The organism is Burkholderia sp. AU38729 (assembly GCF_020419725.1).
Classification (GTDB): Bacteria; Pseudomonadota; Gammaproteobacteria; order Burkholderiales; family Burkholderiaceae; genus Burkholderia.
On record NZ_JAIZQO010000002.1, the window covers coordinates 202,222 to 215,523 of the forward strand.

Below are 13,302 nucleotides of genomic sequence, written 5' to 3' on the forward strand. Positions count from 1 at the left end.
CGCTGCGCGTCCGCCGGCGGCCCGCCGCCGTCTCCATCACGTCGGTTGCGCTCGCCGCCGCGCTCGCCGGCTGCACGGTCGGCCCCGATTACAGGCGGCCCGACGTCGACACGCCGGCCGCGTGGCGGCTCGACCCGGCGGATGCGTACTGGCATCCGGCCGCGCCGGCCCGCGCGCCGCTCGACCCGGCATGGTGGACCGCGTTCGGCGATCCGCAGCTCGATGCGCTGGAAGCCGACGCGCTGCGCAACAACCAGAACCTGAAAGCCGTCGCCGCGCGCTACGACCAGGCGAAGGCGACGCTCGCGTCGGTCGCCTCGGCGCAGTATCCGGCCGTCGGCCTGAACGCGAGCGGCCAGCGCTTCAAGATCTCCGCCGACCGGCCTCAAACCAATTACGCGACGAAAAGCATGTCGACCGTGCAGAACGAGATCCAGGTCGGCGCGGCCGTCAGCTACGAACTCGACCTGTTCGGCCGCGTGCGGCGCAGCGTCGAATCGGCGCAGGCGACCACCGAGCAGGCCGGCGACGATTTCGCGAACGCGCGCCTGGTGCTGACCGCCAATCTCGCGTCGAGCTATTTCGCGCTGCGCGAATTCGACACCGAGATCGACGTCGTCAAGCGCTCGATCGACCTGCAGCAGAAGGCGCTCGACTACGTGAGCGCGCGCCACGACCTCGGTGCGGTGTCGGGCCTCGACCTGCTGCAGCAGCGCGCGCAGCTCGACGCGACGCGCACGCAGGCGCAGTTGCTGCTCCAGCAGCGCGTGCAGGTCGAAACCGCGATCGCGACGCTGGTCGGCACGCCGGCCCCCGCCTTCTCGATCGCGCCGCGCGTCGTGCCGATCAACGCGCCGGCGCTGCCGACCGGCCTGCCGAGCGACGTACTGCAGCGGCGCCCCGACGTCGCGTCGGCCGAGCGCGCGATGGCCGCCGCGAATGCGCAGATCGGCGTCGCGCGCGCCGCGTATTTCCCGCGCATCACGCTGTCGCCCGATATCGGCTGGGACGCGACGCGCTTCGCCGGCCTGTTCGCCGTGCCGGCGTTGCTGTGGTCGGTCGGCGGGTCGCTCAGCCAGCCGCTGTTCGAAGGCGGCAAGCTGAAAGCCGGCGTCGATTTCGCGCAGGCCGGCTATGTCGCCGCGCAGGCCAGCTACCGGCAGACCGTACTCACCGCGTTCCAGGAGGTGCAGAATGCGGTCACGGGGCTATCGGTGCTCGCCGACGCCGCGCAGCAGGCCGCCGCGGCCGTCGACGACGCGCGCAAGCTCGTGTCGCTCGCGCAGGATCGCTACGCGGGCGGCCTGACGCCGTTCATCGACGTGCTGACGGCCCAGCAGCAATTGCTGACGAGCGAGCGGCAGGCCGTGCAGATCCAGGGCCAGCGCGCGGCGCTCGTCGTGTTTCTCGCGAAGGCGCTGGGCGGCGGCTGGGATGGCCAAGCCGCGGGCGGCCCCGCGCCGGCCGAGGTCGCCACAGCGGCGCCGGTGCCAGCCCCGGCCCCGGCGCACCCGAGCCCTTAACCGGATTACCCGGACAACGGATTCGAACATGAAAGTCCTGATCGTCGAAGACGAACCGAAAGTCGTTGAATACCTGAAGAGCGGCCTGACCGAGGAAGGCTGGGTCGTCGACACCGCGCTCGACGGCGAGGACGGCGCGTGGAAAGCCGTCGAATTCGACTACGACGTGGTCGTGCTCGACGTGATGCTGCCGAAGCTGGACGGCTTCGGCGTGCTGCGTGCACTGCGCGCGCAGAAGCAGACGCCCGTCATCATGCTGACCGCGCGCGACCGCGTCGACGACCGCGTGCGGGGCTTGCGCGGCGGCGCCGACGACTACCTGACCAAGCCGTTCTCGTTCCTCGAGCTGATCGAGCGGCTGCGCGCGCTGACGCGCCGCGCGCGCGTGCAGGAATCGACGCTGATCTCGATCGGCGACCTGCGCGTCGACCTGATCGGCCGCCGCGCGACCCGCGACGGCACGCGGCTCGACCTGACCGCGCAGGAATTCCAGCTGCTCGGCGTGCTCGCGCGGCGCAGCGGCGAAGTGCTGTCGAAGACGACCATCGCCGAACTCGTGTGGGACGTGAACTTCGACAGCAACGCGAACGTCGTCGAAACGGCAATCAAGCGCCTGCGCGCGAAACTCGACGGCCCGTTCACGGACAAGCTGCTGCACACGATCCGCGGCATGGGCTACGTCCTCGAGGCGCGTGAGGACGGCGACACCGAGAGGCCCGCATGAAACGCTCGATCGTCCTGCGGCTGTCGGCGATGTTCGGCATCGTGTCGCTGCTCGTGTTCACGCTGGTGGGCTGCGGGCTGTTCGTGATGATGGAGCGCCAGCTGTTCGCCGAGCTGCGCGCGACGCTCGACACGCGCACCAAGGTGGCCGAGATGATCGTGTCGCATGCGACCACGGCCATGCGCGGGCGCCTCATGCAGGAAAAGCTCGCCGACCTCGAACCGCCCGACGGCTCCACGCACTACCAGGTCGACAGCCCGAACCCGGATTTCCGCTTCGGCACGCCCGTCGACGGCATGCCCGTCGGCGCGCCGTTCGGCGCGTTCCAGCGCTACGCGCTGAACCACAGCACCTACGACGTGATGACGAAGACCGTCACGGTGGCCGGTAACGGCGAGCGGCCGCCGCTGAAGCTGATCGTCGCCAGCTCGTGCGAGCGCACGCAGCGGATGCTGCGCCGCTTCGGCTGGACGCTTGCCGGGCTGATCACGATCGCGACGATCATCACGTTGCTGCTGAGCCGCGCGGTGGCCCGCTTCGGGCTCGCGCCGCTCGACCGGCTGTCGCAGGACGCCTCGGCAATCAGCCTCGCGAACCGCCGCCAGCGGCTGCAGACCAACGCGCTGCCGCCCGAGCTGCGCGACCTCGCCACATCGTTCAACGGTGCGCTCGACCGCATCCAGCAAACCTACGCGCGGCTCGAGGCGTTCAACGCGGACGTCGCGCACGAGCTGCGCACGCCGATCAGCATCCTGATCGGCCAGACCCAGGTCGCGCTGACGAGCCGCGACCGCACGGTCGAGCGGATGGAGCGGACGCTGCAGTCGAACCTCGAGGAATTCGAGCGGCTGCGCGTGATCATCAACGACATGCTGTTCCTGTCGCGCAGCGACCGCGGCGAACGCGCGACCGACCTGAAGGACGTGTCGCTCGCCGACGAAGTGCGGCGCATGCTCGACTTCCTCGAAATCCCGCTGGACGAAGCGCAGTTGCGCGCCGAGCTGCATGGCGATGCGCGCGCGGCCGTCGATCCGTCGCTGTTCCGCCGCGCGATGACGAACCTGCTGATCAACGCGATCCAGCATTCGGCGCCCGGCGCGACGGTCAGCGTGACGATCGTGCGCCGTGACACGCTCGTCGAAATGTCCGTCGCGAACCCCGGCGAGCCGATCGACCCCGCCCGGCGCTCGCACGTGTTCGAGCGCTTCTACCGGCTCGAGGAAGCGCGCGCGAACAGCAAGGAGAACCACGGGCTCGGGCTGTCGATCGTCAAGGCCGTCGCCGAGATGCACGGCGGCAGCGTATTCGTCGCGTGCTCGGGCGGCATCAACACGTTCGGCTTCTCGGTATCGACGAAACCCTGCGCCGGCGGCCCGCTGCCCCCGGCCGACCGCCACGAGACCCGGCCGGCGCACGCGCCGAGCGCGCTGCACTGACGGCGGCCGCGCGGCCGCCTGACGAGGGCAGTTTTCTTCAATACGGGCCCGTGCGGCGTCCGTAGTCTCGATGCGACTTTCGACCTTTCGCATGGAGACACCCAATGAGCATGCTGGTTTCGATGGCCGCGTTCGCGCTCGCCTCGTCGATCACCCCCGGCCCCGTCAACATCGTCGCGCTCAGTGCCGGCGCCCGCCACGGCCTCGGCGCGAGCCTGCGCTATGCGGCCGGCGCGACGCTCGGCTTCGTCGCGCTGTTCCTGCTGATCGGCCTCGGGCTGCACGCGGCGCTCGCGCGCTGGCCGGTGCTGACGACCGCCACGCAGTGGTCGGGGATCGCGTTCCTGCTGTATATGGCGCTGCGGCTCGCGCTCGACGACGGCCGGCTGTCGGCCGACCCGGACGTGGCCGGCCCGTCCGCGGCCGCCGGCGCGGCGATGCAGTGGCTGAATCCGAAGGCGTGGCTCGCGTGCGTGGCCGCGATGGGCGCGTATGCGGCCGATGGCGACCGCACGCAGGTCTGGCAGTTCGCCGCGCTGTATCTGGTGATCTGTTTCGCGTCGATCGCGTGCTGGTCGTATGCGGGCGCGTCGCTGCGGCACCGGCTGGCGAACGCGCGGCACATGCGCGTGTTCAACCGGCTGATGGCGCTGCTGCTCGCGGGCAGCGCCCTGTTCCTGCTCGACGTGTAGCGCGTGCCGTTCAGTTCGTCGCGCTGCGGTATTGCCCGGGCGTCGCCGCCGCGATCCGCCGGAACGCGCGCTGGAAATGCGCCTGGTCGGCGAAGCCCGCGTCCAGCGCGACGTCGGCGATCGGCCGGCCGCGGCGCAGCTCCGTGCGGCCGTACTGCACGCGACGATCGATCAGGAACGCATGCGGCGTCATCCCGTAGCGGGCGTTGAACGCGCGGATCAGGTATGACGGCGACAGATCGGCCGCCGCGCAGATCGCATCGAGCGTGACGCCCTCGCGGCAATGCGCGGCGATGTAGTCGGCCGCGCGCGCGAGCCGGGCGTTGTCGTCCCCGGCGCGCGGGCCGGGCAGGTCGCGATCGAGCGCGCCGTGCAGCGCCGTGAAGAACTCGACCGCCGCGCTCTCCTTGCCGAGGGGATCGACGCCGGATGTGACGAGCGTGCGGTAGAAGCCGCCAAATTGCGCGAACAGGTCGTGCCGCTCCGTCAATTTCTGCGAAAAGCCGTGAAAATCGCCGTTCGGATCGCGGCCCAGCGAATGTTGAAGCCGCGCGAGCCACGGCACGTCGACATAGACCATCCGGTACGCCCATGCGTCGGGGCCATACGGATTGCACGCATGCACCTGTTCCGGATCGATGATCACGAGCACGCCGCGCCCGACGTGCGCGTTCGTCGCGCCGTTCACGTAGGTGCTCGTGCCGCCGATGATCGCCCCCACCGAAAACGTGTCATGCGTGTGCTTCGCGTAACAGATCGTGCGGCCGTCGTCGACGGTGCGCGCCTCGATGAACGGCAGCGCGGCGTCACGCCAGAACGGCGACGGGACGACGGATCGGTTGGCGGTACGGCTCACGCGGCGGGCTCCCGGTTCGGATGGCGAACGCTCACCGTACAAGACTGTGCGGCGCCGCGCAACCGGAGCGGCGGATTGCAGCTTCAATACCGGATCGCGCCGTTTCGCCTAAGCTTTGAATTCCGTCCGCCGCGGCACTCGCAGCGATTCCGTTCATTCCTCTCCCGTCACGCACATGCATATCGATCTGAAAGGCAAGACCGCGGTCGTCACCGCCTCCACCGCCGGCATCGGGCTCGCGATCGCCGAAGGGCTCGCGCGCGCCGGCGCGCGCGTCGTCGTCAACGGCCGCAGCGATGCGTCGGTGCAGTCCGCGCTCAAGCACCTGCGCGCCACCCTCCCGGATGCGGACTTCGACGGCGTCGCGGCCGACCTGTCCGATGCCGCCGGCGTTGCGCGCGTCACGCAGCACACGAGCGCGGCCGACATCCTCGTCAACAACGCGGGCATCTACGGCCTGAAGGCGTTCTTCGACATCGACGACGCCGAATGGGAACATTACTTCCAGATGAACGTGATGTCCGGCGTGCGCCTCGCGCGGCATTACCTGAAGGGGATGATCGAACGCAACGCCGGGCGCGTCGTGTTCATTTCGTCGGAATCCGGCCTGAACATCCCGGTCGACATGATTCACTACGGTTTCACGAAAACCGCGCAGCTGTCGATCGCCCGTGGCCTCGCGAAACTCGCGGCCGGCACGAACGTGACGGTCAACTCGGTGCTGCCGGGGCCGACGATGTCGGACGGCGTGCGGGCGCTGCTGAAGGAAACGGCCGACGAAACCGGCCGCAGCGTCGAGGACGTGGCCGTGGATTTCGTGCGCAACCACCGCTCGAGCTCGATCATCCAGCGCCCGGCGACGCCGGAGGAAGTCGCGAACCTGGTCGTCTACGTGTGCTCGCCGCTCGCGTCGGCGACGACGGGCGCCGCGTTGCGGGTGGACGGCGGCGTGGTCGACACGATCGCCTGACGGCAGGCGGGCAAGGCCGCCGCCGCGCTAGCGCGACGCGGCCTTGCCCGGCTGGAGCGTGCCCTTGCGGTCGGCGTTCATGCAGGAATCGAAGCCGGATTGCGTGACGACGCCGGCCCGGTCGAACACGACGAAATACTCGCGGTGATCGTTGCCGTGCTCGATGAAGTAGTTGTAGCAGACGCCGTTGCCGTTGCGGACCATCCACACGCTGCGCGGATTGCCGGCGGCCCGGACGACATCGGCGCGCGTCGCGCCGTGCCGCGACGCGGCCCTCGCGAGCGGCGTGCGCGAATACGAGAATGGCAGCCACGCGTCGAACCACGCGCAACCGTGCAACATCAGGCAGCTGGCGGCCAGCGACAGCGTCGCTGCGGGACGGGACATCGAAATCAATCGCATGCTTGGTGAAATCTGCTGCGCCATGCCGGCGTGATCGAAAGCGCCATGCTACTCGACCTTTGGGTCCGGATCGAAAAGAAATGTAGAGATCTTTATCCGAATCCTTGCATTGCATGCTCCGGCACCCGGCTGATCGGCGCCCGTCGCGGCGGCCGATGCGCGCTTGAACACGCATCGGTACCGGCGCTTCATGCCGCCGCCCCGGCGCACATCGTCACGCAATCCACTCGGCCCACAGCATCGTCAGCACCGTCATCAGCGCGGGGCCGACGAACAGCCCGATCAGGCCGAACGTCTCGGCGCCGCCGAGGATGCCGAACAGCACGAGCAGGAACGGCAGCCGCGCGGAACTGCCGATCAGCACCGGCCGCACGAAGTGCTCGGCGACGAACACGACGACGAACCCGAGCACGGCCACCACGATGGCCCACATGGTCGCGCCCTGCACGAACAGCCAGAGTGCCGCGCCGCAGAACACGACGGGCGCGCAGAACGGCAGCATCGCGGCGATGGCCGTGACGAGGCCGAGCAGCGCCGCATGCGGGACACCGGCCAGCGCATACGCGATACCGAGCAGCGCGCCCTCGCCGAGCCCGACGACGACGAGCCCCGTCACCGTGCCGAACACGGCCGCGACCATCCGCTCGATCAGCTCCGCGCCGCTGCGCCCGAACGCGCGCCGCGCGCCCTGCAGCAATGCCCCCGACAGCTTGTGGCCGGCGCGCAGGATCACGAACAGCGTGACGAGCATGAAGCCGAATTCGAGCAGCGCGTGCGCGAGCTTCGTGCCGAACTGCCGGCCGAACGCGAGGAATTTCTCGCTGTTGACGCCGTGCATCGCGGTGGCCGCATGCAGCGGATGGGCGAGGTTGGCCTGCCACCATTCGGTGATCTGCGCCGCGCCGTAAGGCAGCCTCGCGACCACGTCCGGCACCGGGATGCCGTTTTCCTGGATCGTGCGCAGCCACTCGCGCAGGTCATGCACCTGGCCGATCGCCTGGGTCGCCGCGACGGCCACCGGCAGCACGACCAGCAACGAGATCGCCGCCGTGATGACGACCGCGGTGAGCGTCGGGCGGTTGCGGAACAGCCGGTGCGATTCGAAGCGCTTCAGCATCGGCCACATCGCGATGGCGATCACGCAGGCCCACGCGATGGCGGGAATGAAATCGCGGATCACCCACAGCGCGATGACCAGCAGCGCCGCAACCAGCACGGCGCGGGAAACCTGCTGCGTGCGCGGCCGTACGGCGGGCTCGGGAGACGACGGGACATGTGCGGCCATGGCACCTCTGTCGAAAAGAAAAAATGGCGGTTCGCGCAGGCAACCGGCCTGCGCGAACCGCCATTCTATCCATCGGCGCCGGATCGGCGGCGCATGGGATGCGCGCGCCGCCCCGACATCCCGCCCGCTCAGGCCACCTTGTCGGCGCTCCGGTAACGCTCGAGCCAGTGTGCGTACGGCGCGGGCAGCGTCCACGACGGACGCTCGACGCCAAGTTGCTTGGCCGCGTAGTACGGCCAGTGCGGGTCGGCCAGATGCGCGCGGCCGACCATCACGAGATCGAGCTGCTCCTCCGCCACCACGCGGTTCGCCAGTTGCGGCGTGTCGATCCCCCACGCGGACGACACCGGCAGCCCGGCCTCGCGACGCACGCGCTCGGCGATCGGCGCGAGGAACGCCGGGCCCCACGGGATCTGCGCGTCGGGCGTCGAGAAACCGATCGACACGCTCAGCATGTCGAGCCCTTCCCGCTTCAGCCGCTGCGTGAGCGCGATCGACTCGGCGAGCGTCTCCTCGTCGCGGCCGTCGTACTCGATCACGCCGAAGCGCGCGGTCAGCGGCAGATGCTCCGGCCACACCTTGCGCACGGCCGCCAGCGTCTCGACGAGGAAGCGGCCGCGGTTCTCGGCCGAGCCGCCGTATTCGTCGTCACGCTGGTTCGCATGCACCGAGAAGAAGCTCTGGCCGAGATAGCCGTGCGCGAAGTGCAGCTCGAGCCACTCGAAGCCCAGGTCGCGCGCGCGCTTCGCCGACGCAACGAAGTCGGCCTGCACGCGTGCGATGTCGTCGCGCGTCATCGCGCGCGGCGTCTTCGGCAGATGCGCGCCGAACGGCACGGCCGACGGCGCGATGGTTTGCCAGCCGCGCGGATCGCCGTCGGCGATATGGTCGTCGCCTTCCCACGGACGGTTCGCGCTCGCCTTGCGGCCCGCGTGCGCGATCTGGATGCCGGGCACCGCGCCGGCCGCCTTGATCGCCGCGACCGACGGCGCGAACGCTTCGGCCTGCGCATCGTTCCACAGCCCCGCGCAGCCCGGCGTGATGCGCCCTTCCGGCGACACGGCCGTCGCCTCGGCGATCACGAGGCCCGCACCGCCGCGCGCGATGCCGGCCAGATGCACGTGATGCCAGTCGTTGACGACGCCGTCCTCGGCGACGTACTGGCACATCGGCGGCACCGCGATGCGGTTGCGCAGCGTGACATCCTTGAGTTTGAACGGTTCGAACAGGGCAGACATCCACGGCTCCTTTGCTTGGTTCTGCAAAACGACGGGAAACGCGTCATGCAACGTGCACGACGGATCGATTCAGGCCGTCGACGGGCCGGCCTGCGCCCGGCGACGGATACGGGATGGCGCCAGCCGGGCCGGCGCCCATGGCTCAACGGCGGCCGAGCTGCGCGAGCAGCGCCTCGGCGGCAGGCTCCGACGACGCGGGGTTCTGCCCCGTGATCAGCAGCCCGTCGGTGACGACATGCGGCGCCCAGTCGGCGCTGCGCTCGAACTCCGCGCCGTTGGTCTTCAGCATGTCCTCGACGAGGAACGGCACGACTTCCGTCAGTTCGACGGCCGCTTCCTCGCTGTTGGTGAAGCCCGTCACACGCTTGCCGCGCACGACCGATTCGCCGGTCTGCGGGTTCTTCACGTGACGCAGCACGCCCGGCGCGTGGCACACGGCCGCGACCGGCTTGCCGGTCGCCAGCGCGCGCTCGATCAGGCCGATCGAATGCAGATCCTCGGCGAGATCCCACAGCGGGCCATGGCCGCCCGGGTAGAACACGGCGTCGTAGTCGTCCACGGACACGTCGGCCAGCTTGCGCGTCGACGCGAGTTCAGCCTTGGCCGCCGCATCGGCGTCGAAGCGGCGCGTCGCGTCGGTCTGGGCCGTCGGGTCACTGCTTTTCGGATCGAGCGGCGGCTGGCCGCCCTTCGGCGACGCGAGCGTCAGCTCGACGCCCGCATCCTTGAACGTGTAGTACGGCGCGGCCAGTTCCTCGAGCCAGAAGCCGGTTTTCTTGCCGGTGTCGCCGAGCGTGTCGTGCGAGGTCAGGACAACCAGAATCTTCATGATCGGACACTCCTTCGAAAAATGGATGACGGGAACGGGGCCGCTCGACCGGCAAATCCGGCTGGTGGGCGCGGCACGCCTGTGGGTTAGTCAGCTGTGACGCGTCAACGTGCGACCCGTGTATCCGAATGCGGCTTGCGCCTATTAGACCAGTCGTCTAGAACAATTCGAAATGAAACGACGGCGTCTCGCTGCACCATCAGCATCGCAGCGCGAAATGGCATTCAAATGGCATTTTCGCGTCTTCGTTGCCTGCGCCGCGAACGTCGTCGCATTCATGGGAACGGATGATAGCCCCGGATTAGACCGGTCGTCTAGTAACCCCTGCCTTCGTCATGGCCTTTTCGGTGGAGCGCGATCCGCCGGCACCTGCCGTCGCTCGCGCCCTCACCTGCGCCGCCGCGGCTAGCCGCGCAACGGGCCGTCCGTGTCACCCGCCTCGATCGCCGGTGCTTCGAGCCGCTGCTCGCGAACCCCGTCGCCCAGCAGCCGCAGCATCAGTTCCGCCAGTGCGCGCCCCGACGCGTGGCCGGTCGGCTGCACGACCGACGTCACGCGATACGGATGCGCGAGGTTCGGCGGCACGCCGTCGTAGACGATCAGCGACATGTCCTCGCCCAGGCGCAGCCCGCTGTCCACGAGCGCCCGAAACGCGCCGCCGCCCGCGATATTGTTGTCGACCAGCAGCGCCGTCGGCCGCTCGGTGCGCGCGAGCAGCGCCCGCGCCGCCTGCCACCCGCCGTCGTGCGTAAACGGACACTCGACCATCAGCGCCGGATCCGGCTCGACACCGGCTTCGCGCAGGGCCGACAGATAGCCTGCTCGGCGCTGCGCGGCGAAATTCAGCGCCAGCGGCGCGCTGATCATCGCAATGCGCCGGTGCCCGAACGCCGTCAGCCGGCGCACCGCGTCCCGCGCGCCGGCCTCGTTGTCGAAATCGAACCACGCATATGGCTCGGCCACCTGCGTCCGGCCATAGGCCACGTACGGAAACGCGCTCGCTTGCAAGTACGCGATGCGCGGATCGTCGACCCGTGTGCGCGCGACGATCAGCCCGTCGACAAGCTTGCCGTCGACGATGCGCCGATAGGTGTCCAGTTCCGCGTTCGGTCGCGCCGACGCGATGATGAAATCGAGGTTGCGTTCCGCGAGCCGCTCGGTGATGCCCGCGACGACCTCGCCGAAACGCGGATCGCCGAGATCGCCCGCGCCGAACGGGTAGACGATCCCGATCACGTCCGCCCGCCCGGTCGCGAGCCGGCGCGCGGTCGGATCCGCCACATAGCCCATTTCCCGCGCAGCCCGCGCCACGCGCTCGCGCGTCGCCTCGCTGACGTCGTCGTAACCGTTCAGCGCGCGGCTGACCGTCGTCCGCGACAGCCCGAGCGCGTCCGAGAGCGCCTTCAGATTCACCTTCACCGTCGTTCCTCGCATTCGCCGATCCGCCCGGCCGCCCGACGTGCGGGACGCGCCGACCGGGTAATTATTTCCAATTGGTAACGATTACCGTCAAATAAATATCTTTTGCGTTCCAAACCGGTTTTAAATAGCATCCAAACCGGTTTGGACATCGATGCCCACTCAGCCGTTCACTTTCACTTTCCCAGGAAACGACGACGAGATGACATACTTTTCCTTTTTCCGCCCGACGGCGGCCCAACGCTTGTTCCTCGCTGGCGGCGCACTCGCCGCCTTCGCGTCCGTCGCGCATGCGCAGTCCGGCGGCACGGGCGCGCCCCTGCCCACGCCCCATACGCAGCAGGCCTACGATCCCGAAGGCAACTTCACGATGCGCTGGACGCGGGCGGACATCCGTCAGATCGTCGCGCAGTCGCATACCGCCGGCGCCGACAAGAACTCGCTGCCGCAAGCGCTGACGATGCCGGACATCCCGCAGGATTTCCCGCTGATCAACTCGAACGTGTGGGTGTGGGACACGTGGCCGCTGGCCGACCTGCGTGCGAACCAGCTCAGCTACAAGGGCTGGGAGGTGATCTTCTCGCTCACCGCCGATCCGCATGCGGGCTACACGTTCGACGACCGTCACGTCCATGCGCGCATCGGCTTCTTCTACCGTCGCGCGGGCATCCCCGCGTCGCAGCGCCCCGCGAACGGCGGCTGGACCTGGGGCGGCCACCTGTTCCCGGACGGCGCCAGCGCCAAGGTGTTCGGCACCGCGCCGATGACCAACAACGCCGAATGGTCGGGCTCCGCGCGGCTCACGCACGGTGACAACGTCAGCCTCTACTACACCGCGACGTCGTTCAACCGCTCGGCGCCCGGCGGCGCCGACATCACGCCGCCGCAGGCGATCATCACGCGCGCCGACGGCCATATCCACGCCGACGCCACGCACGTCTGGTTCAGCGGCTTCGACGATCACAAGGCGCTGCTGCAACCGGACGGCAACTACTACCAGTCCGGCCAGCAGAACACCTACTTCTCGTTCCGTGACCCGTTCGTGTTCACCGATCCCGCGCACCCGGGCAAGACCTACATGGTCTTCGAGGGCAACACGGGCGGCCCGCGCGGCGCACGCACCTGCACCAACGCGGATCTCGGCTACGCGCCGAACGATCCGTACAAGGAAGATCTCAACGCGGTGATGAATTCGGGCGCAGTGTATCAAAAGGCCAATGTCGGCCTCGCGATCGCAACGAACCCGCAATTGACCGAGTGGAAGTTCCTGCCGCCGATCCTGTCGGCGAACTGCGTCGACGACCAGACCGAGCGCCCGCAGATCTACCTGAAGGACGGCAAGTACTACCTGTTCACGATCAGCCACCGCACGACGATGGCGGCCGGCGTCGACGGGCCGGACGGCGTGTACGGCTTCGTCGGCAACGGCATCCGCAGCGACTTCCTGCCGCTGAACGGCGGCAGCGGCCTCGTGCTCGGCAACCCGACGGACTTCTCCGCGCCGGCCGGCGCGCCGTATTCGCAGGATCCGAACCAGAATCCGCGCGAATTCCAGTCGTATTCGCACTACGTGATGCCGGGCGGGCTCGTCGAGTCGTTCATCGATGCGATCGGCGCGCGCCGCGGCGGCACGCTCGCGCCGACGGTGAAGGTCAACATCAACGGCACGTCGACGGCGGTCGATCGCGCCTATGGACGCGGCGGGCTCGGCGGCTACGGCGATATTCCCGCGAACCGGCCCGCGACCGGCGGCGGCAACAGCCAGGGCAATCAGGATAACCAACAATAACGCACGCCGGTAAAGGCACGGGGTTAAGGAGGCGCGTATCGCGCGTGTCGCGTGCGCACCTCCTCTTTTTTCTTCCATCCATCGCGCACGCCGCCGTTGAAAGCGGCTGTGCCCTCCTTTCCCGCTTTGCACGGCGGCG

At 68.9% G+C, this 13,302-nt stretch carries 12 protein-coding genes; 6 read left to right on the top strand and 6 right to left on the bottom strand.

Going from position 1 to position 13,302, the window contains the following annotated elements; genetic code table 11:
- Positions 1-2 precede the first annotated feature (2 nt).
- The 4 genes from LGM56_RS05980 (at position 3) to LGM56_RS05995 (ending at position 4,375) form a co-directional block, all read left to right on the top strand.
- A complete protein-coding gene (locus LGM56_RS05980) occupies positions 3-1,523 on the top strand; it encodes an efflux transporter outer membrane subunit (protein ID WP_226204201.1) in 1,521 nt (506 codons plus the stop codon).
- Between the two features lie 28 nt (positions 1,524-1,551).
- The gene (locus LGM56_RS05985) at positions 1,552-2,247 is read left to right on the top strand and encodes a heavy metal response regulator transcription factor (RefSeq protein ID WP_011355331.1); all 696 of its coding nucleotides are present in this window, start codon (positions 1,552-1,554) and stop codon (positions 2,245-2,247) included.
- Positions 2,244-3,683, top strand: coding sequence for a heavy metal sensor histidine kinase (locus LGM56_RS05990; protein WP_226203495.1), 1,440 nt, complete (start codon positions 2,244-2,246; stop codon positions 3,681-3,683). Before LGM56_RS05985 ends, LGM56_RS05990 begins: the two co-directional genes overlap by 4 nt.
- Positions 3,684-3,787: 104 nt before the next feature.
- Positions 3,788-4,375 (top strand): LysE family translocator, encoded by a 588-nt coding sequence (locus tag LGM56_RS05995; protein WP_089442578.1) that lies wholly within the window; start codon positions 3,788-3,790, stop codon positions 4,373-4,375.
- Between the two features lie 10 nt (positions 4,376-4,385).
- Here LGM56_RS05995 and LGM56_RS06000 read toward each other — a convergent pair whose 3' ends face one another.
- On the bottom strand, positions 4,386-5,231 hold the full coding sequence (locus LGM56_RS06000; protein WP_226203497.1) for an AraC family transcriptional regulator: 846 nt from the start codon (positions 5,229-5,231) through the stop codon (positions 4,386-4,388).
- A gap of 175 nt (positions 5,232-5,406) precedes the next feature.
- On the opposite strand from LGM56_RS06000, the gene LGM56_RS06005 reads away from it, so the two are divergent.
- Positions 5,407-6,201, top strand: a complete 795-nt coding sequence (locus LGM56_RS06005) for an SDR family NAD(P)-dependent oxidoreductase (RefSeq protein WP_226203499.1) — start codon at positions 5,407-5,409, stop codon at positions 6,199-6,201.
- A 27-nt stretch (positions 6,202-6,228) separates the two neighbouring features.
- Here LGM56_RS06005 and LGM56_RS06010 read toward each other — a convergent pair whose 3' ends face one another.
- The 5 genes from LGM56_RS06010 to LGM56_RS06030 all read right to left on the bottom strand — a co-directional run bounded on the left by LGM56_RS06010 (position 6,229) and on the right by LGM56_RS06030 (position 11,389).
- Positions 6,229-6,603: a hypothetical protein gene (locus LGM56_RS06010; protein WP_175239356.1), complete on the bottom strand. Its 375-nt coding sequence runs from the start codon at positions 6,601-6,603 to the stop codon at positions 6,229-6,231.
- A 214-nt stretch (positions 6,604-6,817) separates the two neighbouring features.
- On the bottom strand, positions 6,818-7,888 hold the full coding sequence (locus LGM56_RS06015; RefSeq protein WP_226203501.1) for an AI-2E family transporter: 1,071 nt from the start codon (positions 7,886-7,888) through the stop codon (positions 6,818-6,820).
- Positions 7,889-8,016: 128 nt separating this feature from the next.
- Positions 8,017-9,126: an NADH:flavin oxidoreductase/NADH oxidase gene (locus LGM56_RS06020; protein ID WP_166894375.1), complete on the bottom strand. Its 1,110-nt coding sequence runs from the start codon at positions 9,124-9,126 to the stop codon at positions 8,017-8,019.
- A gap of 142 nt (positions 9,127-9,268) precedes the next feature.
- Positions 9,269-9,955, bottom strand: a complete 687-nt coding sequence (locus LGM56_RS06025; protein WP_226203503.1) for a type 1 glutamine amidotransferase domain-containing protein — start codon at positions 9,953-9,955, stop codon at positions 9,269-9,271.
- Between the two features lie 405 nt (positions 9,956-10,360).
- Positions 10,361-11,389 carry a substrate-binding domain-containing protein gene (locus LGM56_RS06030; protein WP_226203505.1) on the bottom strand — a complete coding sequence of 343 codons (1,029 nt, stop codon included), beginning with the start codon at positions 11,387-11,389 and terminating at the stop codon, positions 10,361-10,363.
- Positions 11,390-11,576: 187 nt separating this feature from the next.
- Between LGM56_RS06030 and LGM56_RS06035 the strand changes: the two genes are divergently transcribed.
- Positions 11,577-13,163, top strand: a complete 1,587-nt coding sequence (locus LGM56_RS06035; RefSeq protein WP_226203507.1) for a glycoside hydrolase family 68 protein — start codon at positions 11,577-11,579, stop codon at positions 13,161-13,163.
- The last annotated feature ends 139 nt before the right edge of the window (positions 13,164-13,302 follow it).

Excerpts from the sequence above, each read along its gene's own strand:
- LGM56_RS05985 (WP_011355331.1), top strand. The coding sequence starts at position 1,552 with ATGAAAGTCCTGATCGTCGAAGACGAACCGAAAGTCGTTGAATACCTG.
- LGM56_RS05990 (WP_226203495.1), top strand. The coding sequence starts at position 2,244 with ATGAAACGCTCGATCGTCCTGCGGCTGTCGGCGATGTTCGGCATCGTG.
- LGM56_RS05995 (WP_089442578.1), top strand. The coding sequence starts at position 3,788 with ATGAGCATGCTGGTTTCGATGGCCGCGTTCGCGCTCGCCTCGTCGATC.
- LGM56_RS06005 (WP_226203499.1), top strand. The coding sequence starts at position 5,407 with ATGCATATCGATCTGAAAGGCAAGACCGCGGTCGTCACCGCCTCCACC.
- LGM56_RS06010 (WP_175239356.1), bottom strand. The coding sequence starts at position 6,603 with ATGCGATTGATTTCGATGTCCCGTCCCGCAGCGACGCTGTCGCTGGCC.
- LGM56_RS06015 (WP_226203501.1), bottom strand. The coding sequence starts at position 7,888 with ATGGCCGCACATGTCCCGTCGTCTCCCGAGCCCGCCGTACGGCCGCGC.
- LGM56_RS06020 (WP_166894375.1), bottom strand. The coding sequence starts at position 9,126 with ATGTCTGCCCTGTTCGAACCGTTCAAACTCAAGGATGTCACGCTGCGC.
- LGM56_RS06025 (WP_226203503.1), bottom strand. The coding sequence starts at position 9,955 with ATGAAGATTCTGGTTGTCCTGACCTCGCACGACACGCTCGGCGACACC.
- LGM56_RS06030 (WP_226203505.1), bottom strand. The coding sequence starts at position 11,389 with ATGCGAGGAACGACGGTGAAGGTGAATCTGAAGGCGCTCTCGGACGCG.
- LGM56_RS06035 (WP_226203507.1), top strand. The coding sequence starts at position 11,577 with ATGACATACTTTTCCTTTTTCCGCCCGACGGCGGCCCAACGCTTGTTC.